Source organism: Comamonas squillarum (assembly GCF_025309455.1).
Taxonomy (GTDB): Bacteria; Pseudomonadota; Gammaproteobacteria; order Burkholderiales; family Burkholderiaceae_C; genus Comamonas; species Comamonas squillarum.
The window spans coordinates 302,175-327,978 of the sequence record NZ_CP104377.1 but is presented as its reverse complement, the minus strand read 5'-3'; the positions used below and the strand labels follow the sequence as shown (position 1 = coordinate 327,978).

The window sequence follows — 25,804 nt, the reverse complement described above, 5'->3', positions numbered from 1 at the left end:
ATTGATGGGTTTCGGCCTTCAGGCCCTCAGGCGGCTTGCAGGCTGTCAAAGCCCTGGCGCTGTGCAGCCAGCCGCTGCAGCAGTGGCGACACCGTCCAGTAGCCATAGCGGTTGCCCCGGCTGGCGGCATAGTGCTCCAGCCGCTCCACGATCTGCGCCAGGCCAATCTCCTCGGCCATGAACATGGGCCCGCCCTGAAAATCCGGAAAGCCATAGCCCGCCGCCCAGACCACATCGATATCGCTGGCGCGGTAGGCGATGCCCTCGTCCAGAATCTTGCAGCCCTCGTTGACCATGCTGTAGAGCAACCGCTCGACAATCTCTTGCGCTGCCATATCACTGCGCTGGGCAATGCCATGCGCTTGCGCCAGCTCGGCGGCGATGCGGCTGGCCTCCGGGTCAGGCAGCGCGTTGCGGCCCTCGTAGCGGTAGTAGCCCAGGCCCGTTTTCTGGCCAAAGCGGCCCAGTGCAAACATCTTGCGCACCACGGCGCGGTAGCTGGCATCGGGCGGCAGGCCGCCGGCCTTCTCGCATTCGATGACGGTCTTGGCGCCCACATCGAGCCCGGCCATATCCAGCATGCGGCAAGGGCCCATCGCCAGGCCCAGCGCCTGCACCACCTCGTCGATCTGCGCGGGGCTTGCGCCTTCCATCAGCAAGAACTCGGCCTCGCGCAGGTAAACCTCGGCCATGCGGTTGCCGATAAAGCCAAAGCAGACGCCCGAGACCACCGGCGTCTTGCCGATCTTGCCGGCCAGGTCGATGACGGTCTTGAGCACCTGCGGGGCCGTCTCAGCGCCGCGCACCACCTCCAGCAAACGCATGATGTTGGCCGGGCTGAAAAAATGCATGCCCACCACATCGGCAGGCCGTCCGGTGGCCTGTGCCAGTGCATCCACATCCAGGGTCGAGGTGTTGCTGGCGATGATGGCGCCAGGCTTGCAGACCTCGCCCAAACGGCGGCAGACCTGCAGTTTCAGGGCCATGTCCTCAAACACCGCCTCGATCACCAGGTCGCAGGGCGCCAGCGCCTGGTCGTCCAGCGACGAGGTCAACAGCGCCAGGCGCGCGCTGGGCTGCTCAGCCCCCATGCGGCCCTTGGCCACCCGGGCCTCATAGGTCGAGCGGATCAGTTGCAGCCCGCGCTCCAGCCCCGCAGCTGCGGCATCCACCAGCACGGTGCGGATGCCGGCGTTCAAAAAGCACATCGCAATGCCGCTGCCCATGGTGCCTGCCCCCAGAATGCCCACCTGCTCGATCTTGCCGGCCGGCACCTGCCGCTCCAGGCCAGGAATTTGCCGGCTGCGGCGCTGTGCAAAAAACAGATGGCGCAGTGCGCGCGACTGCGCCGACGGCAGCAAGCGCTTGAAGGCCTCGGCCTCGGCACGGGCGCCGCTGGCAAAGTCAGCGGTCAGCGCCTGCTGCACGCAGAGCACGATGGCCTCTTTGGCGGGGTACTGCGGGCTTTGGCGTGCAGCCTCCAGCGCTGCCGCAATCGCCTGGCTGTGCTCGCCGGGCGGGGCGCTTTGCGCGCTCAAGCGGCGCGGCTGGCCCCCCTGGGCCAGCAGCTGGCGGCCAAAGGCCAGTCCAAACGCCAGCGGGTCGCCCTCCTCCACCGCATCGACGATGCCGCTGGCCAGCGCCTCTTGCGCAGGCACCGGCCGGCCGCTCAGCATCATGTCCAGCGCCAAGCTGGCGCCCACCAGGCGTGGCAGGCGCTGGGTGCCGCCGGCGCCGGGCAGAATGCCCAGTTTCACCTCGGGCAGGCCCAGCCTGGTTCCCTTTTGTGCCACACGGTAGTGGCAGGCCAGGGCCAGCTCCATGCCAGCGCCCAGCACCGTGCCATGCAGGGCTACCACCACCGGCCGCGTCTGCGCCTCGATGCGGTTCAGCAGCGCATTGATGGCCTCGGCAGAAAACGCCGGGTTGTTGAACTCGGCAATGTCCGCACCCGCAACAAAGGACGGGCCTTCGCAGTAGATCAGCAGCAGCGGCAGCGAGGCATCGGCCTCAAACTGCGCCAGCGCGGCGCTCAGCCCCATCAGCAGGCTGTGCGAGAACAGGTTCAGCGGCGGGTGGGAGATGCAGATACGGCCTATCCCGTCTGCGCTGTGAAAGGTGACGTTGCTCATGGCTGGCAGCTCTTGGTGGAAGATAAAAATGCCCCGCTGCAGGGCGCAGGCAGGCACAGCCCCAGGGCGGATCGGCCAGCAGACAGGCCGTTCCAACACCCAGGGAGCTTGGAGACCCAGGTTATCAGTGCGTGGCGTTTTCCACTGTTGCGCTGGCGTCTGCCGCGCGCTCGCGTTCGCGCTTCTGCGCAAAGTGGTAGCCGCTAAAGCCCTTCTGGATGGCAGCCAGGCAGTGCTCGCGGTACTTCTGGAAGCCGCCGGTAAACATGGTCAGGCCCGGGGCCTTGCCCTGCACATTGGCGCCCACATACCAGGTCTTGGCCTTGGACAGCAAGGTGCGCGGCGCCAGCGAATGGACCAGGTCCATCCAGGCCCGCTCCTCTTGCGCGCTGGGCTCGATGCTGCCGAAACCTTGGGCCTGCATGTGGCGGATGGCAGCGGCCGTCCAGTCCACATCGTTCTCGCTGGTGCGCACCACATTGGCCAGGGCCGAGGGGCCATTGGGCCCCGTGGTCATGAACAGGTTGGGGAAGCCATGCATCATGATGCCCAGGCAGGAGGTCGCACCCTCCTTCCACTTCTGCTGCACCGTCAGGCCGTCGCGCCCTTCCACCTCAAAAGCCAGCAGTGCGCCGGTCAGGCCGTCGTAGCCAGTGGCAAAGATCAGCACATCCAGCTCCACCTCGCCCGACTGCGTGCGCACACCCTTCTCGGTGATGGACACGATAGGGTCCGTGATGCAGTCACGCAGATGCACATGGGGCTGGTTGTAGGTTTCGTAGTAGCCGGTGTCCAGGCACGGGCGGCGCGCAAAGATGGGGTAGCCGCGCGGCTTCAAGGCCTCGGCGGTGGCCGGGTCGTCTACCGCCTCGCCAATCTTGCCGCGCACAAACTCGGCCACTTCCTCGTTGGCTTGCTCGTTTTGCATCAGGTCGGCAAAGGTGCCCAGCATCGCCAGGCCGCCTTGCAGCCAGGCATCTTCCAGCAGCGCCTGGCGCTGCGCTGGCGTCACGCTGAAAAACGGGCGGCTCGACTGCGGCCGCACGCCGCCCACATTGCTGTTGCGTGCCAGCTCGCGGATGCCGGCATAGTGGCGCTTGACTTCGGCGACGTACTCGGGCTCCAGCGGCACATTGCGCATCGGCATCGTAAAGCTGGGCGTGCGCTGGAAGACGAACAGCTCACACGCCTGCTTGCCCACTTCCTGCACGATCTGGATGCCGGTCGATCCGGTGCCGATCACGCCCACCCGCTTGCCGCTGAAATCCACCGGCTCATGCGGCCAGCGCGCCGCACGCAGGATCTGGCCGCCAAAGCGCGCAATGCCGTCAATCTCGGGCTCCTTCGGTACCGACAGCGGGCCCGTCGCCATGATGCAGTAGCGCGCCTCATAGCATTCGCCCCGGTTGGTGCGCACCACCCACAGTTGGCGCGCCTCGTCCCAGCGGGCGCTCTCCACGCGGGTGTTGAACTGGTAGTGCTTGCGCAGGTCCAGCCGCTCGGCGACAAAGTGGAAGTAGCGCATCAGCTCGGGCTGCGCGGCAAACTGCTCGGACCAGGTCCATTCCTGCTCGATCTCGGGCGAGAAGGAGAAGCTGTAGTCGATGCTGGGCAGATCGACCCGTGCGCCGGGGTAGCGGTTCCAGTACCAGACGCCGCCCACATCGCCACCGGCCTCGAAGGCCTGGATCTTCAGCCCCATCTCCCGGAACTTGTGCACTGCGCACAGACCGCCAAAACCGGCGCCCACGATGACCGCATCCACCTGGTGGATTGTGTGATTGTCCATTGCTCTTTGTCTCCTGCTGGCTGGTGCCGGCCGCCCCGCCACACCGCAGTGGGGCACCGGCTTGATAGGGGATGGCAGCTCGCCTCCACCTTGTTCTCGCTGCATCATGCCTACTTGCCGACCGGTAAACAACAGGGTTTCCCCGCAAGCGTTTTGGAGGGAGCAAGTCCAGGGTAATCCCGGGCTTGCGACGCTGCTGCGGCTGCTAAACTTTTTACCTGCCGACAGGTATATAAAACAAAACAAGGAGCAACATGCAAGGGCTAATGCAGCAGCGCGCGCTGCGGATTTCCGGCTTGCTGGAACATGCAGCACGCTTTCATCCCCAAGTGGAAGTCGTCTCCCGCACCCCGGATGGGGAGCTCACGCGCTCGAACTGGCTGACCGTGTCCCAGCGCTCGCAGCGCCTGGCCGCCGCCCTGCTGCGCCAGGGCATGGCCAGCGGTGCACGCATTGCTACGCTGGCCTGGAACACGCACCGCCATCTGGAGCTGTACTACGCCGTATCGGGCGCTGGCGCCGTGCTGCACACCGTCAACCCGCGCCTGTTTGCCGACCAGATCCGCTACATCATCAACCACGCGGCCGATGATTATGTGTTCTTTGATTTGAGCTTTGCCGGCCTGGTGGCCGAGCTGGCGCCCAGCCTCAAAACAGTGAAGGCCTATGTGGCGCTGTGCAAACCCGAGCAGATGCCCGCGATGGACCTGCCCGCCCCGCTGCTGTGCTACGAGGACCTGGTGGCCCAGGACGCGGGCGATTTTGACTGGCCCGAGCTCGCCGAAGACAGCGCCTCGTCGCTGTGCTACACCTCGGGCACCACCGGCAACCCCAAGGGCGTGCTCTACAGCCACCGCTCTACCGTGCTGCATTCCTGGGTGGTCTGCGCTGCCGATGGCTTGGCGCTGCGCGCCCGCGATTGCGTGCTGCTCACCGTGCCGATGTTCCATGTCAACGCCTGGGGCCTGCCCTATGCCAGCGCCATGTGCGGCGCCAAGCTGGTGCTGCCCGGGCCGGACTTGAGCGGTAAGGCGCTGTACCAGCTGATGCGCGACGAGGGCTGCACCTTCTCGCTGGGCGTTCCCACCGTCTGGATGGGCTTTTTGCAGCATGTGGAGAGCCTGCCAGCTGCCGACAAAGAGGCCTTGAAGCTCGAACGCATCATGATGGGCGGCTCTGCAGCGCCCCGCGCAATGATCGACCAGTTCGACAGCCTGCTGGGCGTGACCGCCAACCAGGCCTGGGGCATGACCGAGACCAGTCCAGTGGCCACCATCAGCACCTTGCTGCCCCAGCATGAGGCACTGGCCCGCGACGCGCGCATCGATGTGCACGCCCGCCAGGGCAGGCCCATGTATGGCGTGGATGTGGCCATCTTCAATGACGAGGGCCAGCAGCTGCCGCCCGGCGACCCAGCGCCCGGCGAGCTGCGCGTGCGCGGCCCCTGGGTCATCTCTGCCTATTACGGGCAAGAGGCTGGCTCGGCGCTGGATGCGCAAGGCTGGTTCAGCACCGGCGATGTGGCCCGGATTGATGACGAAGGCTTTGTGCAGATCACCGACCGCGCCAAGGATGTCATCAAGTCTGGCGGCGAATGGATCTCGTCGATCGACATCGAGAACCTGGCGCTGGCGCACCCCGCCGTCAAGGAGGCGGCCGTCATCGGCGTGCACCACGAGCGCTGGCAGGAACGCCCGCTGCTGGTCATCGTGCGCAAGCCCGGCACTGAGGTCAGCGGCCAGGAGCTGCTGAACTTTATGAAAGACCGGCTGGCGCGTTGGTGGCTGCCCGATGCAGTGGAGTTTGTTGACGAGCTGCCCCACACCGCCACCGGCAAGCTGCTCAAGACCCGGCTGCGCGAGCAGTTCAAAGGCTACCGGCTGCCCACGGCCACCTCTTCGGCACCCGTCGCCACCTAACCTAAACACGCCCGGTACGCGCACGGCCCCCTAGAAAGGCCGGCGCACCCGCAGCAGCCAGGGCACCGCCTTGGCTGACCGCACCAGGAGACAAGACATGAACGCCCTCACCGCGCAGGCAGCGGCCGCGCGCATCCATCCATTGCTGCCCCAGCGCGATCTGCTGGGCGAATGCCCGCTGTGGGATGTGGCCACGCAATCGCTGTACTGGATCGATGGCCGCGCCCAGTGGGTACACCGCTACTGGCCGGCAGACGGCCGGCAGCAACAGTGGGCGCTGCATGCCCATATCGGCTCGATCGCGCTGTGCCGCAGTGGGCGCTTGCTGCTGGCGCTGGAAGATGACTTCCATTTTCTGGACCCGGACAGCGGCCGGATCACCCCTATGGGCGTGCAGGTGCAACACCAGGGCGAGCGCATGCGCCTGAACGACGGGCGCTGCGACCGGGGCGGCCGCTTTGTGGTCGGCTCGATGAGCATGACGCCGCAGTCGCCCACCGGCAAACTCTACCAACTGAGCGGTGATGGCCGCCTGCGCGAGCTGGACCAGGGTTTTCAGGTAGCCAATGCCACCTGCTTTAGCCCCAACGGCCGCTGGCTGTACTTTGCCGACAGCCCGGCGCGCCAGATCTGGCGCTATGCCTATGACCCGGCCACCGGCGCTTGCGGTACGCGTGAGGCCTTTATTGATACCGCCGCGCTGGGCCTGGCGCCCGATGGCGCCACGGTCGATGCCCAGGGCTACCTCTGGGTGGCCATGGTGCTAAGCGGCCAGCTGGCCCGCTTTACGCCCAGTGGCGAGCTGGCGGCCACGGTGGACTTCCCCGCCGATGCCTTCATCACCTGCCCGGCCTTTGGCGGCCCGGCGTTGCAGACCATCTACCTCACCTCGATCAGCAACAGCGGCAACCTGCTGCGCTCCAGCCACCCGGATGCGGGGGCCGTCTTTGTCATCGACGGCCTGGCCGCAACGGGGCTGGAAGAAGCGCGTTTTGACGATACCAACAGCCCACGCTGAGACGTGGCGGACCTCATTTCTATTTTGACCAGGAGACAAACACCATGACACAACGCTTTGCAGGCAAGGTCGCACTCGTGACCGGCGGCGCACAGGGTATCGGCCGCGCCATCGTGCAGGCCATCGCGGACGAGGGCGGCAGCGTCGGCATTCTGGACCGCGCCGAGGACAAGGCCGCCGAGGTGGCCGCAGCCATCGTGGCCCAGGGTGGCCGCGCCCATGCCTATGGCGGCAATGTGGCCGACCGCGACAGCTTCAGCAGTGCGATTGCCGATCTCAAGCACCGCTACGGCCGCTTTGACATCCTGGTCAACAACGCCATCTGGGTGCGCTACGGCCCGATTGCCGACATCACGCCCGAGGCGCTGCAGCGCATGGTGGGCACCGGCTTCAACTCCATCGTCTGGGGCATCCAGACGGCAGCGGAAGCCATGGACGACGGCGGCAGCATCGTCAACATCGCCTCGGCGGCCGCCTTTATCGGCATGCCCCAGGGCATGGTGTACTGCGGCGTCAAGGCCGGGGCACTGGGCCTGTCGCGCGCAGCAGCGGCGGAGCTCGGGCCACGCGGCATCCGCGTCAACTCCGTATGCCCTGGCTCCATCCCGACCGAAGGCGTGGGCATCAATGTCGATGCAGAAAAAGTGCGGCTGCGCATCGCCAAGACGCCGATGGGCCGCCTGGGCACGGTGCAGGACATTGCCCGCGCCGCCTGCTTTTTCGCGTCGGACGACAGCCGCTTTGTCACCGGCGAATCGATGCTGGTCGACGGCGGCGCCACCCAGTCCTTCATCTGATCGGAGGCGCCGCGATGACTGCTCCCCCCGAGGCCGATGCCCCCATCCTGGAGGCGCGCCAGCTCTGCCGCCAGTTCAGCGGCTTCTATGCCGTCAAGGACGTGAACCTGAAAGTCAAGCGCCACTCGGTGCATGCGCTGATCGGCCCTAACGGCGCCGGCAAGACGACCTGCTTCAACCTGCTGACCACCTTCTTGCGCCCCAGCTCGGGCCAGGTGCTGTTCAACGGGCGTGATATCTCGCGCAGCGACCCGGCCAGCGTGTCGGCACTGGGCCTCGTGCGCTCGTTCCAGATTGCAGCCGTCTTCAGCCACATGACGGTGTTGGAGAACGTACGCATCGCGCTGCAGCGCAAGACCGGTGGCACCTTCACCTTCTGGCGCTCGGTCAAGGTGCTGGGCGCGCTGGACGAGCGTGCGATGGACCTGCTGGACAGCGTGGGCCTGACGCGCTGGAAAAACGTCAAGGCCTGTGACCTGCCCTATGGCCGCAAGCGCGTGCTGGAGCTGGTCACCACCATCGCGATGGAGCCGGAGATGATCCTGCTGGACGAGCCCATGGCGGGCCTGGGCCATGAGGACATCTGGCCGGTGGTGGAACTGATCGGCAAGGTGGCGCAGGGGCGCACCGTGCTGATGGTGGAGCACAACATGAAAGTGATATCGCATCTGTGCGAGACCGTCACCGTGCTGCAGGCCGGCCAGGTGCTGGCCGAAGGCAGCTATGACGAGGTATCGCGCGACCCCAGGGTCATTGAAGCCTATGTCGGAGGGGCCGCCCATGCCTGAGAACAACCAAAACGTTAACAACAACACCACACCGCGCCAGATGCTGCAGGTACAGAACCTGAGCGCCTGGTATGGCGAAACCCTGGCGCTCGACGGCATCGACCTGCATGTCGGCGAAGGCGAGGTCGTCTGCCTGCTGGGGCGCAACGGCGCCGGCAAGACAACCACCTTGCGCGCCATCATGGGCCTGCTCAAAAAGCGCGAAGGCCAGATCCGCATCCAGGGCCAACCCACCGAAGGCTTGCCGCCCGAGGCCATTGCCCACCTGGGTGTGGCCTATTGCCCGGAGGAGCGCGGCATTTTTGCCAGCCTTAGCACCGAAGAAAACCTGATGCTGCCGCCCGTGCTGCACCCCGGCGGGCTGACGGTGGAGGAGATCTACCAGGTCTTCCCCAACCTGCAGGCGCGCCGCAAGAGCCCGGGCACGCGTCTGTCGGGCGGTGAGCAGCAGATGCTGGCCATTGCCCGCATTCTGCGCACCGGCGCACGCCTGCTGCTGCTCGATGAGGCCACCGAAGGGCTGGCCCCCGTCATCGTGCAGAAGATCGGCCAGACGCTGGAGATGATCCGCGCGCGCGGCTACACGGTGCTGATGGTGGAGCAGAACTTCCGCTTTGCCGCATCGGTGGCCGACCGCTTCTACGTGATCGAGGAAGGGCGCGTGGCCAGCCACTTCCACCGCGCCGAGCTGGAGACGCGGCGCGACGAGATCGAAGCGCTGCTGGGACTGTGACAGGCGGAGACAATACGATGGATACTCTTTTCGGAATCCCGACAGCCGCGCTGATCGGCCAGCTCGTGGTGGGCCTGATCAATGGCTCGTTCTATGCGCTGATGAGCCTGGGCCTGTCGATCATCTTCGGCCTGCTGCATGTGGTGAACTTTGCCCACGGCGCGCAGTACATGCTAGGCGCCTTTGTGGCCTGGGGCCTGCTGCACTACCTGGGGCTGAGCTACTGGTGGGCGCTGATCCTGGCGCCGCTGGTGGTGGCGGCCTTCGGCATCCTGCTGGAGCGCACCATGCTGCGCCACCTCTATGCGGTGGACCATGTCTACGCGCTGCTGCTCACCTTCGGCATCTCCATCCTGATGGAGGGCGCGTTCCGGCTGTGGTTTGGCGTCAGCGGCCAGCCCTACCCCAACCCGCTGCAAGGCGGCATCGATGTGGGCCTGAGCTTTTTGCCGATGTACCGCGTCTGGGTGATCCTGGCGGGCCTGGCCGTCTGCCTGGTGACCTGGTACTTCATCGAAAAAACCAAGCTGGGCGCCTACCTGCGCGCCGCCAACGAGAACACGCCCCTGGTGCGCACCTTCGGCATCAATGTGCCGCGCATGCTGACCCTGACCTATGCGCTGGGCGTGGGCCTGGCCGGCTTCAGCGGCGTGATGGCCGCACCCATCTACCAGGTCAGCCCGCTGATGGGCTCCAACCTGATGATCATCGTCTTTGCCGTGGTCGTCATCGGCGGCATGGGCTCGATCATGGGATCGATCATCACCGGCTTCGCGCTGGGCGCCATCGAGGGCCTCACGCGCGTCATCTACCCCGAAGGCGCCGGCGTGGTCATCTTCATCGTGATGATCATCGTGCTGGCCGTGCGCCCCAACGGCCTGTTTGGCAGAGCGCACTGATGCGCCCGCACCGCCCTGCCCCCTGGGTCTCCACCCAAGCTCTTGTCTTTCCCAAGGATTGAACATGCATTTCTTCTCACAACGCACCAACACCATCTTGCTGGTGCTGGCGCTGGTGGCCCTGCTGCTGGCGCCGCTGGTGGCCTACCCGGTCTTTCTGATCAAGCTGATGTGCTACGCGCTGCTGGCCGCCTCGGTCAACCTGCTGATGGGTTACGCCGGCCTGCTGTCCTTTGGCCACGCCATGTTCTTTGGCACCGCCGGCTATGCCGCCGCGCATGCCATCAAGGTCTGGGGTTGGGACGGCTCGGCCGCCATCGTGCTGGCCATGCTCTGCGCCATGGCCGTGGCCGTGGTCACCGGGCTGCTGGCCATCCGCCGCCATGGCATCTACTTCTCGATGATCACCTTGGCCTTCTCCCAGGTCATCTACTTCTTCGCGCTGCGCCTGCCCTTTACCGGCGGTGAGGACGGCATCCAGAACGTGCCCCGGCCGGAGGTGTTTGGCTTTATCTCGCTGGCCGACAACACCACCCTGTACTACTTTGCCGCCACCTTGGTCGCCGCCGCCTTCTGGCTCATCTACCGCATCGTCTACTCCCCCTTCGGCCAGGTGCTGCGCGCCATCCGCGACAGCGAGGCACGTGCCCAATCGCTGGGCTACCAGGTGCTGCGCTACAAGCTGGTGATCTTTGTGCTGTCGGCCGCGCTCGCTGGCCTGGCCGGTGCGCTCAAGGTCATCACCTTCCAGCTGGCCACCCTCAACGATGTGAACTGGACCACCTCGGGCGAGGCGCTGCTTATCTGCATCGTCGGCGGCCTGCAGACCTTGCTGGGCCCCGTCATCGGCGCTGCCATCATCGTCAGCATGCAGAACTACCTGGTCGCCATGGCCGAGTGGGTGCTGATCATCCAGGGCCTTGTGTTTGTCGTCGTCGTGATGCTGTTCCGCAAGGGCATCATCGGCCAGCTCTACGCCTGGCTGGAAACCCGCCAGGCACGCCAGGCGGCACCGCAGCTGGAGGCCCACAACCAGGCCGAGCGCCAAAGCCGCAGCCAAACTGGACAAGGAGCCTAAGCATGAGCGATCCAACATCCGCACCCGCGCAAGCCCCTGCCCCTGCCCCTGCCCCTGCCCCTGCCCCTGCCCCTGCCCCTGCCCCTGCCCAAGCCCCTGCCCAAGCCCAAGCCCAAGCCCAAGCCCCCAGCCATTTCCCCGAAACGCCCGGCTTGCTGCAAGGCCGCCTGGCCCTCATCACCGGCGCGGCCAGCGGCATCGGCCAGGCCATTGCCATCAGCTTTGCCAAGGCCGGTGCCCGAGTAATAGTGACGGATCTGGACACTGCACGCTGCGCGGGCACCCTGGCCCAGGTGAAAGCCGCAGGCACAGAGGGCTGGGTCTTTGCGCTCGACGTCACCGATCTGGAGGCCTGCCAGGCGCTGGCCGCCCGCATCGGCAACGACATCGGCCCGGTGGACACCCTCGTCAACAACGCCGGCCTGCTGATCCGCGAAGGCATCGACCACCCCCAGGCATCGCGCCACCTGCGCCAGGTCATCGATGTGAACGTCTTTGGCCTCTACAACATGGTGCAGTCCTGGCTACCTGCGCTGCGCGCCACACGCGGCTGCATCCTCAACATCGCCTCCGGCGCGGCCTTTATCGCCCAGGGCAACGCCATGGGCTACTCCGCCTCCAAAGGCGCCGTAAAAATGGCTACCCAAACCTTGGCCCTGGACCTGGGCCGCGACGGCATCCGCGTCAACGCCCTGGCCCCCGGCGTCATCCACACCCCCATGACCGAAGCCACCCGCAACAACCCGCAGCGCCTGCAAGGCTTTATCCAGCGGACACCTGCTGGGCGGATTGGGGTGCCGCAGGAGCTGGCTGGGCCGGCGGTGTTTTTGGTGTCGGGGCTGGCTAGTTATGTGAATGGGGTGACGTTGCCGGTGGATGGGGGGACGGTGGCGGTCTAGGGGGTGGATTTTGGTGCGGTGAAGGCTTTGGTTGGTGACGGTCAGCAATCGGTTTTGAACTTGGCGGAGTGCTAGAACGAGCGCCTGTGCGAACTTGATTCAATCAAGCTCTTGCCTTGGTCAGCTCACTTTGCACTTCGTGTAGTTTTGGTCGCTAGAATCTTGATTTGGGAATCACTAACGGAGCGTTTAACCCCGATAGCCACCAGATTTCCGACGCGAAAGAGCTGCTATGCAGCGATAGCTGTCGATCACGTTGGCAAGGCCGATTTCCGGTTTCAGCCAGATAGCTGTATTTATTGCCGGCACTATTCCCGCCTATTTTCAATTGTTGATTTCGATCAGAAACGGTCGATCACGACCGGTCTGGTTATCAACAGATGTGGCCGTCTACGTCCGGTTGTGCTAAGAATATGAACTTATTGAGGTAAGGCCAACGTGATAATGGCGCGTGCTCAAGAGAGCAGGAGCTCGTAGACCTATGACCGTCTAGGCAAAGGAGAACGAGGCCATCACAAGTAACCGTGACTTAGGAAGACTGACATGCTGCAACCCAATGACGTTATCAATGAGTTCTCAAAGGCTCTGGTAGAGGGCCGCGGTGCTGTATTTGTTGGCGCAGGCATATCGACCCCATCCGGAGTGCCAGGATGGGCTGATTTACTGCGGGATATCGCCAGAAAACGGCTGGATATCGACTTGAACCCCAATGATGACCTTCCTTTGATTGCGCAGCATATCGTCAATAGCACGAACAATCGAGGGCCCCTCATTGCTCACTTTCGTGACGTGTTGCAGAAGACCTTTCCGCACAATAAGTACCATGCTATGTTGGCGAAGGCAAACATCAAATGCCTATGGACTACGAACTATGACACTTTGCTTGAGGATACGTTTCGTACCCACTATAAGGTGGTCGTGCATGCTTCTGACGAGTCCATCTCACGTGGGGGAAGAGACAAAGATATCGAGGTGATAAAAATGCACGGCTGCATTGAGTTGTCCGAATCTAACGATTTAGTTGCTACCCAGGAAGATTACGACGATTTTTTTGAGAATAGACCGGCGACCGCGCATCGACTCCGACAGGATTTGATAGACCGACAGTTCCTGTTTCTCGGATACGGATATGGGGACAGTAATATCCGTAACATTGTTGTCGAGGCGCGCAGGTTGGGTAAACAAGCACTGCGCCAACACTACATTGTTGTACGGCGCATTAGGGACAAGGATGCTAGGCCAGAAGAAATTGCAGCGAAGCAGGCTCGTCAGAATCTTTGGCTACGTGACCTATCCCGTGTAGGTATTTCTGCGTGTCAGATCGATGAATACACGGAGTTGGAGGAGATCTTGCAAAGGATTTCGCTCCGCTCAAGAGGCCAGACTGTCTTCGTTACCGGGTCGCATGAGCGAGATGATGCAACTAAGGAGAGCCATCCCAGACGGCTTGGCGAGCTTCTCGCCGAAAAGCAGGGCCTAGTCCTGCTTGATGGTCAATCCTCCGGTACGGGGAGGGAGGTTACATCAGCTTATATGGAGACTTGCCTTCACAAGCGAATCGACATCCTTCCCCGCTTGCGACTTTTCTCGAACCCATATGCGGCTAACCCCAGCTTATCCAATGACATGACACTTCTCTCTGTACTTCGGGAGTGGCGTTCGCCTCTGCTACGATCAGCACAAGTAGTGGTTGTGTACGATGGTCGAATGGGTACGGAAGCTGAGGTAAAGCTTGCGAAGGATGTCGGATGCCGGATTATCCCTGTTCCTGAGAGTCCAGATGGTCTGCCCACTCGACTATTGGAGGACCCTGTGATCAGTCAGCCCCTCGAAGCATTAGACCCCGACTATGCTAGGAAGGCGCGAGAAGGTTATGTGTCACCTGAAGATGTTGTCGAGTGCTTAATGAAAATGCTTTATTCATGAGTGAAAATCGCACTGTTCATATTCGATCCCCATTTCGTTCATTTAGCGCAGGAGATAGATGCCCAACTTTAGTAATGGCTCTTGTTGGTGCAAGTCATCCAAGGCAGATTGAAGAGCAAACTCGGAAAATACAATCTCTTACAGATCTGATTGATGGGCCAGAGATCATTAGCGATTTGAGCATCATCTCTCCTAACAATGAACCACCACTGTGGCAGCGAGTTGTGCGGGAGACACGAGCAGCGGCAGCTTGTTTGCCTGTCTACACAGTATCACGGTCTCGTCAAGGATTGCTAGATCCTAGCGAACTGCTTGATGTGGCCATCGAACAGATGGAAGGTGGGGTGGGTTTGCTCACAATTCATCCAACCCCGAGCAGAGAGATTCAAGAACTGGCGGCAGGACGCCTTGTTCCCTGTACGTCACGCGGAGGTGGTTTGATCATCGCAGACGCGGAGTACCGAGGATGGAAGGAAGAGAATGCATATATCAAGATTCTTCCCCAATTAATAGCTCATGCTAAGCGGAACAGCACCGTGTTGAGCTTGGGAGCGTCTTACCGATCCGCGAACATCTTTGATTCCTGCGATGCCGCCCAAGTAGCTGAGATTAGCGCACAAGCGGAACTAGCGCGTGATATCCGAACTCAGGGCGTCGGTGTAATCATCGAATCACCTGGCCATGCACGACCAAAAGACATAAAGAGACTCGCAGTCGTGTTGCGCGCCTCTGGCGTGCCAATAATGCCTTTAGGCCCGATTCCAACGGACACTGCCATAGGCCAGGATCATATCTCTAGCGCGATCGGTGCTGCACTTCTTGGTTTGGAAGGGTGTGCTCACATTCTCGCAGCAGTCACTCGTGAGGAACACACGGGAGGGATACCCAGCATCGAGTCCACCATTGAGGCAGTTGCTGCGGCGCGTGTTGCAGCTCGAATCATCGACTTGGATCAACTAGATGACGATGAACCAGATCAGGCTGTGGCGAATGCTCGTTCGAATGGGAGAACTTGTGTAATAGGCAAGCGTAGCGGTGGTTGTGATCGTTGTGCAAACGCATGCCCTCTTTGACTCATTACTTTCGACTGCGTGAATGATGGGATTACCTTCGATATCTTGAACCCAGCCATCAGACCAAAGGTTTAGGAGCGTGAGCGCGACAATGTGTGCAAATAGGAACGTCGGATCAAATTGAAAAGATATTCCTAGACAGCTTTCGGGCAATAAGCAGGTCGCTGAAAAGTCATCAACTAAATGACTGCTCGGAGGATTATCCTTCATCGAAGCAACAGTCGGTGGTCTGACAGCACGACCCAGAATTAACAACTCAAAGTTATGAGAAATTACCTTCCAGATACGGAATAAGTGGCGGATTATTCGGATCACCTTTGACGAGATGTCGGATGCGCATCGGAAGTTGGACGTCTTCAGGTACAGCGCTGAACTCGTTGTCAATGATGACGAACTGCGTTTCTGCCAACTCCCCGGCTGCAAGTTCATAGATTAGTCGGTAGAACGAGGCAATCACCTCTGGATTCTCGACAGAACTCACATTCTTGGTTGGTGTGTCGATAATTAGCAGAGATGGCAATCGCGACATGCCTGAGGATGCACAGACACGATGCAGTGCCAGTGCATAACAGGTCTTGAAAAGAGCCATCATTCCTCCGCTGCCAGCGTTGTCGAACGAAAGCACCACTAGGGCGTCATCAGACCCTAGGGGAATACGTGGATAAAACGTGGAGGGGTCTATCTCTACGCGATAGGTGGACCGGACATCGGGGAACTTCGCCCGCACCAAACAATCGAGGAATAGTTCACCGAGAAGCTGAATGTTCTTTCTGTCGCTGAATGCCCATTTTTTTGCCGTTTCAAGTGCCGCACGTATTTCGGCCTCGTCAATCTGCAAAGCTTCTGCTTGATTCCGCTGCTCCTGCAGCACATCAGGCAACTTTCGATATCTCAGCATTGCGTCGAGTCGCTGCTCCAAAGTGGTCAAGGCGCGCTCGTGCTGCAATGCTTGTGATAGAAATGCTGAGTCGTACTCCTTCAGTCTGATGTCTAGCGCGTGGTCCGCAGCACTTCGCGCGGATGCAATCTCCTCGGCGCGAAGGAGCACCGCACGTTTTTGCGCGCGCGTGCGGACTAGCGTTTCTCTAAGCTCGGCGAGCCGCGCGCGCAAGTCCTCGTTGAGGACAGCTTCATCTAGCGCCCCAACTGCTTCGGTAATGTGGTCCGGCTGTCCGCAAACCAAACAGAGTTCCGCATTACGGGCCGGAAGGGTCTGAGTGCAACGAGGACACGACGAGAAGTCAACCCCTCCAAGAACCATTCGTGCGGAAGCAGTGCGCTGGAAGCGAACCGACAGCATTTGAAGCTCATTGGTGTGGCGTTCAAGCTCCACAATACGGAGGTCGATATCTGATGCCGCCTGCTCTAAAGCAATTTGCTCATGGGCTAGGCATCGCGCCTGTTCGCGCAGTTGCTCTGTTGCGTGAGGCGCCGGAGAACGTTGCTGCCTTGCCATTTCCGCAGCCATACGTGCCTGGTCGAGCTCAGCCTTCATCGATTCAATCTTGAGATCGTAGGCATCGATATCATCCAATCCAGCGTCTATCAGTGCTATGGCGAGGGCTTGAGCGCCAGACAGTAAGGCCAAGCGGCGATCACGGACCTCCTGAAGTTGAAACTCCAGCTCGGCGACTTGTTCAGTGCGGTAGCCTAAGATGTATCGCAAGGCATCAACACTTTTCGCTCGTATCGCAGAGTTTTCCGAGGCTAGCCTGAAAAACTCATTGTCCATCCCTGACTGGTCGAGATAGCAGTACCGGAATAAATCCCGGAAGCTTAGACGCTCAAGTCGTTCATCGGGCCTCCCCTTGCGGCGACGCACATAGGGGGGCTCCTCCCTCGCCAAATAGAAAAGCAAGTCCGACAACACCACTATGCCTAGGCTCGGCAGTACCTCGTGGGTGCCCGTCTTCGCTGGAATGAGTACCTGCAAGGTTTCGTCGTTCTCTTGCCATGCTGCAATGATTTGATTCGAGTCCTTGTCTCGATGCAGAGTGAGGGGTGCGTCGTTTACCGACAGTTCCAGGGCCGCCGAGACCATCTCCGCCTGTAACGCGGGCGTCCACGCATAGCTGCCGCCAAGACAATAGTCAATAAGTCGCCCAATGCTGGATTTTCCCGATCCGATTGGTCCGTAAAAGTAGACGGTGCCCTGCAAGTCAATTCTCTCAATCGACTTGCGCAGGCCCAGGTGGAGTTTCTTTAGTCTGAGCCTCATATCGTGATTTCCTCCCCCCACTTCATGTCTGTCAATTCTGGGAACGTGGCATACATGAAGTTCTTCAAATCTGTTCCGCTGCGATTTCCGAAGCTCTTCGCTACAAGCCTCGCCCGATTAGCGAGGTCTTCCAGTGATTCTTGGTCTGCAAGTACGGTAGCCACGGCTTGCCCTTCATGCGTAGGCCAAAGCTGAACTGTCTTACCCTTGACGTCTACGGCAACTAGCCCGCGTGACGCCATTAAAGCCACCCACCGGCGATACCTATGGTCCCACGGGCCATATCGGAATCGGATCATTTTGCTTTCGATAGTGGTCCGCTCGAACTCGGCTACACCTGCCTTGGTTGGGTCTTTTCCTGCGAACTTCAACGCTCGCTCAAGGCAGTTTGGATAGCGCAGCAGAAAGTCCAGCTTTGCGAGCTTGGTTAAACCCTCTACCGGGCGACTTTTGTCACCCGAGTGCGCCACCATCAGCAGCAGCAACCGCGCAATATGGAAGTTGTCGTCTCGCTCAGTCGCGGCGAGTGCACGAGCTAACTCAAGTGCCATCTTGCCCTCCATCGTCTAGCGAAGTACCCCATGCAAACTTGCATTCACCGGACAGCATGCCTGCGATGCCCAACAGCGTGTCTTTCGGCTCGCGACACACACGCTCTGGCTCCTCCTTCGCAAGGTCGTCCATCCTATGCAGGATTCGCTTGTAAATCGCAAGGCCACGTGTTTTCTCATCGGCATGGTCAAAAGCCATTGCTTCCGCGTCCTTGCACTCGACCAGCACGGTGCTGACGAGCTGGTTCGCGATGGCATCAAAACCATCTGGCTCGAGCAACGCCCGTTCCATTAAACGCTGGTCTGCAGCATCCATACGCATGCGTAACGGCTCAAACTGAGTACCGAGATAGGCATTGCGCATCTTCCGATTGAGTACATCCGTTCGGCCTACAGTGGCACCCATGTCTATTCCTGTGCCGCTATTAACATACCGGAAGGCTGGCTGCCGAACCCGTGCAAGCAACTCGGCCGCCGACTCCGGAGTTATGCATTTTCCTCGGATGGCTGCATCGGGTCGCCCGTTCGTAGCCAGATACACGACAGCACCATCTATCCCATCCACTCGCAATCTGCAGGCAGCTTGGACAAGCCCTATCAGCTCGTCCCTCAGACGACAGCACGCAACCGTGGCCAGCGTGGCGCAGCCGGGCAGCTTAGGAATGATAGATGCCGCGAAAGTATCGTCGTAGCCACGAAGTACCGGCCCATGTGCAAACTTGAGCTTACGCAGCACCTGGAAGAGCACTGCGGCATTGCCACCGGTCTTGCCGACAAGTCGGACGAACACTACGTTGTATGGTTCTGGTACATCTAAATACGTTGAGGCTTGGCAACAGCATTGGATGAGGCGCGCAGGACTCGCCGCAATAGAATCAGCCCGCTTCGCCGTGGGTCCCGGAACGTAAGGCGCAGCGTTGGAGACGAACTCATAGCTGTCGATGACATCACCATGCATCGTCTCTAAAACACAGAACCGTGCGATTGAGTCAACCAGCGCACTATCGCTCCAGCGCCATTCCGCATTCTCCCGGCTATCTGTTTTGACTTGGACCGCCACATAGCGGCCAGTCGACAACTCAAGCAGGTAATCCTCATGATGCTCACACCAAAGCGCGCGGATTGAACGTTCGCCCGTTAGGCTCTGCGCGAGTAGCCACACGCCGATGGCCCATTGGTAACGAAATCGCTCCTGTGTCTCATCCCCCCGATCTGATGGTGCCGTTGCAAGCCCATTGGCCTGCTCGGGTAGTCCGAGTGGCACTGGTTGATTTTTCTTTCTGACCATCGGTTCCCCTCCCATACGTTTGCCAACCAAGAGTCTTAAGCCTAAAGACTTGAAGCAACCCAGCTTCGGTATCCCATAGACACCGCAAGCCTCCCGCAAAACACAAGTCCATTGCTACAAAATGTATCAGATTTGGCGATGGAGTGTGGGTTACCCGAAGGGATCAATAGGCGCAATGCGGTCAAAAGCGTTCGGCATATGTTTCACCCCTCGTGCGACGTTTCGTGACGAGGCACACCTTGCAGAGGATGAGGGACCTTGCTTGCACTACTTGTGGTGAATTTCCTAGACTGGTTGCAAATCATATGCAATCTACTAAAAAAGCATCAGCTCAATGACTGCTCGGTTAATAAGCAGGGATTGGCCTATCTGAATTGAATGAGTGCAATCAGCCTGAAGCTGCCTCTAGCAGCCATTACTTACAGGGCCGCTTTTGGCCGTACAAATGGACTTAGAACATCAAACCAGCTGCCCACACTAGCGGGCCAACGAGGGATGCGCATTCCTTGATACCTCTAAACGCTCATTCACAAATTCGAGCTCTGGCGCGAGGAAGTTGACTCTCTCCAAACACCCAGATCCAAATATCTAGGCTTCGCCCAGGAACGGCCCCTTCCCCCGCCCCCCAATCACCTGAGCGACACCCCCACCCCTCCCCCGTAGCAACCCGCTTGAGCCCTCCGCCGTTATTCGCTAATATTTACTTGCCGACCGGTAAATTACTAGTATTCAACCAGGAGACCCTGCATGGCCTACAACACGCTCATCATCGACATCAAGGACAAGATTGCCGTTGTCACCCTCAACCGCCCTCCCGTCAACGCGCAGAACAAGGAGTTCCGCAACGAGATCATGGAGCTGTTTGACGAGCTGTCTGACCGCGACGATGTGGCCTGCATAGTGCTCACAGGCACGGGCAAGGTGTTCTCGGCCGGTGCCGACATTCGTGAACGCCCCAACCTGGCAGGTGAGCCGGGTGCCTATGGCCGCCACAACCGCCTGGTGCGCGAGTCGAACAACGCGATCATGGAATGCTCCAAGCCCATCATTGCGGCGATCAACGGGCCGGCGCTGGGGGCTGGCTTTGGGCTGGTGATGGCTTCGGACATCTGGGTGGCCTCGGAAGACGCCTACTTCTCGATGCCCGAAATCAATGTGGGCCTGGCTGGGGGTGTGACCTTTTTGCAGCGCTATTTCAGCCAATCGCGCGCACGCCGCATGTTCTTTACCGGCATGAAGGTGTCGGCGCAAGAGATGTACCGCCTGGGCCTGATCGAAGCCTGCCTGCCCGCCGACCAGCTGATGCCCTATGCGATGGAGATGGCGCGCGAGATTGCCTCCAAGAGCCCTATCGCCTTGCGCCTGGCCAAGGAAGCCGCGCGCATGACTTTGCTGATGCCCACCCGCGATGCCTACCGCTACGAGCAAGGCAACACCGTGGCGCTGTCCAAGACGGAAGACACGCGCGAGGCGCAGCAGGCGTTTTTGGAAAAGCGCGAGCCGGTCTACAAGGGCCGCTGAGATCTGCTAATAGCCGCTTACTCAACCCTGATGGGTCTTTGCCTCGCCAGCTGCGCCAAGCCTTGTTGGGGGCGGCGAGCCTCCATCGCAGACCTCGTATTGGCTGGGGCCCTGTGAGCGGAACTCACTCACACGTGCCGAGAATCATCGATCACTGCAGCTGGCCCAGGGCTGCCACACCCGGCCAGCGCAGCCTTAACGGCCGCAAGAAAGCATCAGGCGGGGCCCGATGGATGGATGATTTTCGTTGAACTATGATGGTGCCACCGCCCAGAAGCCACAAGCCTACGGATGCGGATCGGTCGTCTACCGGCCGATATCAGGGCAAACAAATTTTGGTGACTATGCAAAAAAACACGACGAAACCCTCCGACGCCCCCGAAGAAGGCAGCAGCACGCGCATGCGTGTGGAAGACCGGAAAGAGCAACTGATAGAGATAGCGGTCCGGCTGTTTGCCAGCAAGGGCTTTGACGGTACCTCGCTGCGCGACATTGCCGACGAAGCCCAGATCACCAAGGCGGCGCTCTACTACCACTTCCCCAACAAGGATGCGCTCTACGAAAGCATCCTCGTCGATGGCATGCGCACCCTTGTCAACTACGTGTCTACGGCCATGGGCAAGGTGGCGAGCCCCGAGGGTAAGGTGCGCGAGTTCATGCTGTCCTCGGCCGACTACATGGACCGCAACCGCGACTCCTGGATCGCCGGCTCCAACATGTTCTGGTTTGGCGACAATGCCAAGCCTCGCACCGAGAACCTGGCCCTGCGCGACCAGTACGAGAAACTGCTGCGCGACGCGATCAAGCAGGCAGTGGACAGCGAGGTGTTCCAGAAGGTGGACCCCACCATTGCCAGCCGCATGCTGCTGGCCGTACTCAACCAGCTGCCCCGCTGGCACTCACCCACCGGGCGGCTCAGCGCCCGCCAGGTGGTGCAGCAGTACATTGACATGATTTTCCAAGGGCTGCTGGCCAGCAATCCAACACGCTAAAGCTAGTACCCATCAACAAGGCCCAGGCGCTGCAAACGCCTGGGCCTTGTTGCTTTGGACAGCCGTCAGAAGCTGTGGATGATGCCCACCCGGTAGGCATTGCTGTTGCCGTTGTTGGTAAAGCCGGCCGCGGTCACCGCACCGGTCAAGGTGTAGCCGGCGCCGTTCTTGTTCTTCACATAGCCGTAGTCCGTGTACAAGGTGGTGCGCTTGGACATCGGGTACAGGTAGGCCACGCCGTACTGGCGCGCATCGCGGTTCAATGGGCCAGTGTCGTTCAGGTCGATGGCATTGAGCAGCAAGGTGCCTGGGCCGAGCTTGACCGAGGCGCCGATCGAGAAGCTGCGGTCATCCTGGCCTTCGTAGTAGCCCACGGAGGGGAAGCCGGCGAGCTGGCCACTGTTGTCCAAGCCGGTGTTCACCGTGGGCGTGATCGCGGCGCCGGGGTTCTTGAAGGTGGCAAACGAGCCAAACAGCTTGAAGGCCTTGAAGTCATAGGCCAATGCCGAGTTGAAATAGCGCGTCGCCGAGCCATCGGTGGGGTTGGTCATGCGCGTGGCCGATACGGCTGCGCTCCAGGCATCGTTCTTGTAGAACAGCGCCAGGGTGTACTGGTGGGCACGGTGCTCGATGTCAATGCTCTGGCGCGTGTACTCGCTGATGGTATAGGCCGCCTTGCCGATAAAGCCGCCGATCGACGGGCTTTGGTAGAGGATGTTGTTGTTCTGCCGGCCGGGCGAGGGCTGGATGCCCTGCAGGTTGCCGCCACCGCCCAGGCCAAAGGGGTCACCCACGGCCTGCACCTCGGTCGGCAGCGATGCCAAGGTACGGCCCATGCGCAGCTCGCCAAAGTTACCGGTCAGGCTGATCAGCGAGCCCCGGCCAAAGGCCTTGGCGCCAAAGCCCTGGTTTTGCTGCTGCGCGCCGTTGGAGGTGTTGATGCCCATCTCCAGCTGGAAGTTGGCCCGCAGGCCGCCGCCCAGGTCCTCGCTGCCCTTGAAGCCCAGGCGCGAGCCCATCATGTGGCCGCTCTCCAGCTTGGTGGCGCGCTGGCCTTGCATCGATACGCTGGCCACGCTGCTGTCGATCAGGCCATAGACCTGTACCGAGCTGCTGCCGCCCGAGGCCAGCCCCCCGGCTGGTGACGTGATCTGCTTGAGCTCCTGGGTCTGCGCGGTTTGTGCCGCCGCCCCCCCGGCCGCTGCAGAGGCGATGAGTGCTGCGAGCAGCGGATGAAGTCTGGGCTTGTTGGCTTTCATGGTTTGTCTCCTGGTGTAGTTTTGGAAAGACGTGGTCGGGCCTGGCCCCATGCACGACCACGGTGAAAACGCTTTGCTCTTTTTTTTAGACCGAGCAGATCCCCACCGCGCTATGCAGTGCTAGGCAGCGCAGTGAGAAAGGGAGTCCCTGCAGTCAAGCGCAGGGGCAGAAGGGGCGGACACGATCCGCCAGATGGAGCGCGGTGAGCGGCGCGGCTATGGGCTAGCGGGCATGGCCACCTCGCGCATCAACGCGTACCAGGGGTCGTCAGGCGCCCTGGCGCCCATGGGCAGGCGCCGGCCAAAGCGCGTGGCTTCGTCCTGCGTGGGCGCGGCCCAGATGTCCTGCCAGTCGTAAACCACCACGCGCTTGGCCACCCGCCATTCGCGCTCGGCGGTGGCCGTGGCGCGGCAGGTGAACAGATCGACATAGCGGCCGCACAAAAAGGTGGCGCGCGGCGCGCCAGCGGCATCGCTGTCCGTCTGGTAGGCCAAGAAATACGCCTCCACCGCAGCGGCATCGCCATTCAGCTGGATCGACAGGTTGGCGATGTTGTGGATGTAGCGCCCCTTGGCCAGCTGGGGCAGCGCCGCCTGGATAAAGCCTTCCGCACTGCCCTGGTAGGCGCCATGGCGGTCGGTGGCATCGGGCCAGTAGGCGGCGCGCAGGGCGGCTTCGTCGCCCCGGTCAATGCCCCGGCAGTAGGAGTAGAGTGCTTCGCGGATCGCCTCGCGGTCGCAGAGCGCCTGGAGCCGCGCCTCCAGCTGGGTCAGCCTGGCTTCGCTGCTCATGGCTGTGCCCCCTGCTGCGTCTGCGCGCGCAGCTCGATCACCGCATCCAGGCACATGGCGCCCTGGGTGCGCACCATCAGCGGGTTGATGTCCACGCTCTGGATGCTGTCAGCATGCTGCATCGCAAACTCCGACAACCGGCACAGCGCCTGCACCAGCGCGGCCTCGTCATACTGCGGGCCACCGCGCCAGCGGCGCAGCAGCTGGCTGGAGCGCACGGCATCGACCAGCGCCTGGGCGCGTGCTGCCGTGAGTGGTGCCGAGGCCAGCGCCACATCCTGGAACAGCTCCACCGCCGTGCCGCCGCTGCCATACATGACCATCTGGCCAAAGGTCGGGTCGCGGTGCAGGCCCAGGATCACCTCCACGCCGCCACTGAGCATCGGGGCGATCAGCACGCCCTCCAGCCGGGCATCGGGCCGCGCTGTGCGGGCGCGGTCCATCAAGGTGCCAAAGGCGCGTTCGACGGCAGCGGCATCCTGCAGGTTGAGCAGGACGCCGCCCACTTCGGTCTTGTGCGCAATGTCGGGCGAGACGATCTTGGCCACCACCGGGAAACCCACCTGCGCTGCGGCAGCGGCCGCCTGCGCGGCACTGCTGCACAGGTGCTCGGGCGGCACCGGCAGGCCGGCGGCCGCCAGCGCGCGCTTGGCGCCGCTTTCGGTATGCACATCGTCCAGCGCCAACGCGGGCGCGCCAGTCTGTGCGGCATCGGGCAACTGGTACAGCGCCTGCCAGCGTTGGCGTATCTTGGCCAGGCCGGCAACGGCGCGCACAGCGCGGGTCGGGTCCTCAAACACGGCCACGCCCTGCTTTTCCAGCGCGCTGCGCACCTGGGGCAAGGCCAGCATCACCAGGATGGTGAGGCGCTCGCGGTGCTGCGCGGCCAGTGCGGCAATCTCTTGCTGGGTGCTGGCAAAGCGCTCGGGCGACAGGCCCACATGCGCCAGGTAGCCCAGCACCGCGCCATAGCGCGTGTGCTCCAGCATCACAGCCAGGGTGCGCGCGGTGCCACTGGCCACCGAAGTGACCTGGGCCGTCATGTCCAGCGGGTTGGCGGCCACCGCAAAAGGCAGCAGCGCCAAGGTGGCTTCGCGCGCGGGGGCGGGCAAGGGCGGCAACTCCATGCCCTGCGCGCCCGCCTCGTCGGCCATCAGCACGCCGATGCCGCCTGAGCCGGTGAAGACACCGAGCTCGTCATTGGCCGGCAGCACGCCGCTGACGGTATAGAGGTAGGCGATGTCCAGCATCTCCTCGATGGACTCGGGCCGCAGCGCGCCGCATTCGCGGAACACCGTGTCGTAGACCTTGTCGTTGCCGGCCAGCGAGCCGGTGTGGGTGGAGGCAGCGGCGGCACCCAGCTCGGTGCGCCCCACCTTCATGATCAGCACCGGCTTGCCGGCGCGGGCCGCCTTGAGCAAGGCGCGGCGCAGGCGGTTGCCGTCGCGGCAGGATTCGACCGCCGCGCAGATGATGCGCGTGTCGGGGTCGCCTGCCAGGTAGTCGATGCTCTCGGCCACATCGACATCGGCCTCGTTGCCGGTGGCGATGATCTTGCTGAAGCCCAGGCCGCGCAAGGTGGCCAGACCATAGGCGGCCGAGCCAAAGGCGCCGCTTTGCGTGGCCAGCGAGATGGAGCCCGGCTGGGGCTGGGCGCCATTGAGAAAGGTGGAGAAGGTCGAGAAAAAGCGCGCCGGCACATTCAGCAGGCCCAGCGAGTTGGGGCCCAGCATGCGCACACCTGCAGCGCGGCACAGGCCGACAATGCGGTCCTGCAGCGCGCGGCCAGCCGCGTCAATCTCGGCAAAGCCGGCGGTCATCACCTGGATGGCCTTGACGCCCTTGGCAATGGCATCACGCACGGCCTCTTCCACCCCAGCCACCGGCACGCAGATGATGGCCTGGTCGACCGGGAACGGGATATCGGACACCTTTTGGTAGGACTGAAGGCCCTGGATCAGCGCGCCGCTGCGGTTGACCGGGTAGATGGGCGCGGCAAAGCCGGCTTCGAGCATGAAGCGCAGTGGGCGGCCGCCAATGCGCTCGGGGTCAGACGAGGCGCCGACCAGCGCCACCGAGCGCGGGTGGAACAAGGCGTCGAGGGACGAAGATGTTGGGCTCATGGCGGGTTC

General features: G+C 61.8%; 20 protein-coding genes. 12 read left to right on the top strand and 8 right to left on the bottom strand.

From position 1 onward, the window contains the following. Window positions 1–26: 26 nt before the first annotated feature. Window positions 27–2,132, bottom strand: coding sequence for a 3-hydroxyacyl-CoA dehydrogenase NAD-binding domain-containing protein (locus tag N4T19_RS01480; RefSeq protein WP_260719260.1), 2,106 nt, complete (start codon window positions 2,130–2,132; stop codon window positions 27–29). Between the two features lie 124 nt (window positions 2,133–2,256). Further along, entirely contained in the window at window positions 2,257–3,921 is a 1,665-nt protein-coding gene (locus N4T19_RS01475) for a flavin-containing monooxygenase (protein ID WP_260719259.1), read from the bottom strand. A gap of 254 nt (window positions 3,922–4,175) precedes the next feature. Between N4T19_RS01475 and N4T19_RS01470 the strand changes: the two genes are divergently transcribed. The 10 genes from N4T19_RS01470 (at window position 4,176) to N4T19_RS01425 (ending at window position 15,051) form a co-directional block, all read left to right on the top strand. Then, on the top strand, window positions 4,176–5,840 hold the full coding sequence (locus tag N4T19_RS01470) for a long-chain-fatty-acid--CoA ligase (RefSeq protein WP_260719258.1): 1,665 nt from the start codon (window positions 4,176–4,178) through the stop codon (window positions 5,838–5,840). Between the two features lie 97 nt (window positions 5,841–5,937). Beyond that, window positions 5,938–6,858, top strand: coding sequence for an SMP-30/gluconolactonase/LRE family protein (locus N4T19_RS01465; protein ID WP_260719257.1), 921 nt, complete (start codon window positions 5,938–5,940; stop codon window positions 6,856–6,858). Window positions 6,859–6,902: 44 nt separating this feature from the next. Beyond that, entirely contained in the window at window positions 6,903–7,655 is a 753-nt protein-coding gene (locus N4T19_RS01460; protein ID WP_116925134.1) for an SDR family NAD(P)-dependent oxidoreductase, read from the top strand. A 14-nt stretch (window positions 7,656–7,669) separates the two neighbouring features. Next, complete coding sequence (locus N4T19_RS01455; RefSeq protein ID WP_116925133.1) at window positions 7,670–8,443, top strand: ABC transporter ATP-binding protein; 774 nt, start codon at window positions 7,670–7,672, stop codon at window positions 8,441–8,443. Beyond that, window positions 8,436–9,176, top strand: coding sequence for an ABC transporter ATP-binding protein (locus tag N4T19_RS01450; protein WP_260719256.1), 741 nt, complete (start codon window positions 8,436–8,438; stop codon window positions 9,174–9,176). The genes N4T19_RS01455 and N4T19_RS01450 overlap by 8 nt, the downstream gene beginning before the upstream one ends. Window positions 9,177–9,193: 17 nt before the next feature. Further along, complete coding sequence (locus N4T19_RS01445) at window positions 9,194–10,075, top strand: branched-chain amino acid ABC transporter permease (protein WP_021028133.1); 882 nt, start codon at window positions 9,194–9,196, stop codon at window positions 10,073–10,075. Between the two features lie 64 nt (window positions 10,076–10,139). Then, window positions 10,140–11,153, top strand: a complete 1,014-nt coding sequence (locus tag N4T19_RS01440; protein ID WP_260719255.1) for a branched-chain amino acid ABC transporter permease — start codon at window positions 10,140–10,142, stop codon at window positions 11,151–11,153. Window positions 11,154–11,155: 2 nt separating this feature from the next. After that, a complete protein-coding gene (locus N4T19_RS01435) occupies window positions 11,156–12,052 on the top strand; it encodes an SDR family NAD(P)-dependent oxidoreductase (RefSeq protein ID WP_260719254.1) in 897 nt (298 codons plus the stop codon). Window positions 12,053–12,595: 543 nt separating this feature from the next. Beyond that, the gene (locus tag N4T19_RS01430; RefSeq protein WP_260719253.1) at window positions 12,596–13,978 is read left to right on the top strand and encodes an SIR2 family protein; all 1,383 of its coding nucleotides are present in this window, start codon (window positions 12,596–12,598) and stop codon (window positions 13,976–13,978) included. Beyond that, window positions 13,975–15,051 carry a phosphomethylpyrimidine synthase ThiC gene (locus tag N4T19_RS01425; protein ID WP_260719252.1) on the top strand — a complete coding sequence of 359 codons (1,077 nt, stop codon included), beginning with the start codon at window positions 13,975–13,977 and terminating at the stop codon, window positions 15,049–15,051. Before N4T19_RS01430 ends, N4T19_RS01425 begins: the two co-directional genes overlap by 4 nt. A 262-nt stretch (window positions 15,052–15,313) precedes the next feature. On the opposite strand, the gene N4T19_RS01420 is transcribed toward N4T19_RS01425, so the two are convergent. Genes N4T19_RS01420 through N4T19_RS01410 form a run of 3 tightly spaced genes read right to left on the bottom strand, consistent with a single transcriptional unit; the run spans window position 15,314 to window position 19,108 of the window. Further along, window positions 15,314–17,269 (bottom strand): hypothetical protein, encoded by a 1,956-nt coding sequence (locus N4T19_RS01420; RefSeq protein WP_260719251.1) that lies wholly within the window; start codon window positions 17,267–17,269, stop codon window positions 15,314–15,316. Beyond that, a complete protein-coding gene (locus N4T19_RS01415) occupies window positions 17,266–17,820 on the bottom strand; it encodes a hypothetical protein (protein WP_260719250.1) in 555 nt (184 codons plus the stop codon). The genes N4T19_RS01420 and N4T19_RS01415 overlap by 4 nt, the downstream gene beginning before the upstream one ends. Beyond that, window positions 17,810–19,108, bottom strand: a complete 1,299-nt coding sequence (locus N4T19_RS01410) for a DUF4297 domain-containing protein (RefSeq protein ID WP_260719249.1) — start codon at window positions 19,106–19,108, stop codon at window positions 17,810–17,812. Before N4T19_RS01410 ends, N4T19_RS01415 begins: the two co-directional genes overlap by 11 nt. 747 nt (window positions 19,109–19,855) lie before the next feature. On the opposite strand from N4T19_RS01410, the gene N4T19_RS01405 reads away from it, so the two are divergent. Both N4T19_RS01405 and N4T19_RS01400 read left to right on the top strand, forming a co-directional pair. Then, on the top strand, window positions 19,856–20,629 hold the full coding sequence (locus N4T19_RS01405) for an enoyl-CoA hydratase/isomerase family protein (RefSeq protein ID WP_260719248.1): 774 nt from the start codon (window positions 19,856–19,858) through the stop codon (window positions 20,627–20,629). A gap of 344 nt (window positions 20,630–20,973) precedes the next feature. Beyond that, on the top strand, window positions 20,974–21,621 hold the full coding sequence (locus N4T19_RS01400) for a TetR/AcrR family transcriptional regulator (protein WP_260719247.1): 648 nt from the start codon (window positions 20,974–20,976) through the stop codon (window positions 21,619–21,621). Window positions 21,622–21,686: 65 nt separating this feature from the next. Here N4T19_RS01400 and N4T19_RS01395 read toward each other — a convergent pair whose 3' ends face one another. The 3 genes from N4T19_RS01395 to N4T19_RS01385 all read right to left on the bottom strand — a co-directional run bounded on the left by N4T19_RS01395 (window position 21,687) and on the right by N4T19_RS01385 (window position 25,795). Beyond that, window positions 21,687–22,880: a porin gene (locus N4T19_RS01395; RefSeq protein ID WP_182345392.1), complete on the bottom strand. Its 1,194-nt coding sequence runs from the start codon at window positions 22,878–22,880 to the stop codon at window positions 21,687–21,689. Window positions 22,881–23,096: 216 nt separating this feature from the next. After that, window positions 23,097–23,672 carry a nuclear transport factor 2 family protein gene (locus N4T19_RS01390; RefSeq protein WP_260719246.1) on the bottom strand — a complete coding sequence of 192 codons (576 nt, stop codon included), beginning with the start codon at window positions 23,670–23,672 and terminating at the stop codon, window positions 23,097–23,099. Further along, window positions 23,669–25,795 carry an acetate--CoA ligase family protein gene (locus tag N4T19_RS01385; protein WP_260719245.1) on the bottom strand — a complete coding sequence of 709 codons (2,127 nt, stop codon included), beginning with the start codon at window positions 25,793–25,795 and terminating at the stop codon, window positions 23,669–23,671. The genes N4T19_RS01390 and N4T19_RS01385 overlap by 4 nt, the downstream gene beginning before the upstream one ends. Between the last annotated feature and the right edge of the window lie 9 nt (window positions 25,796–25,804).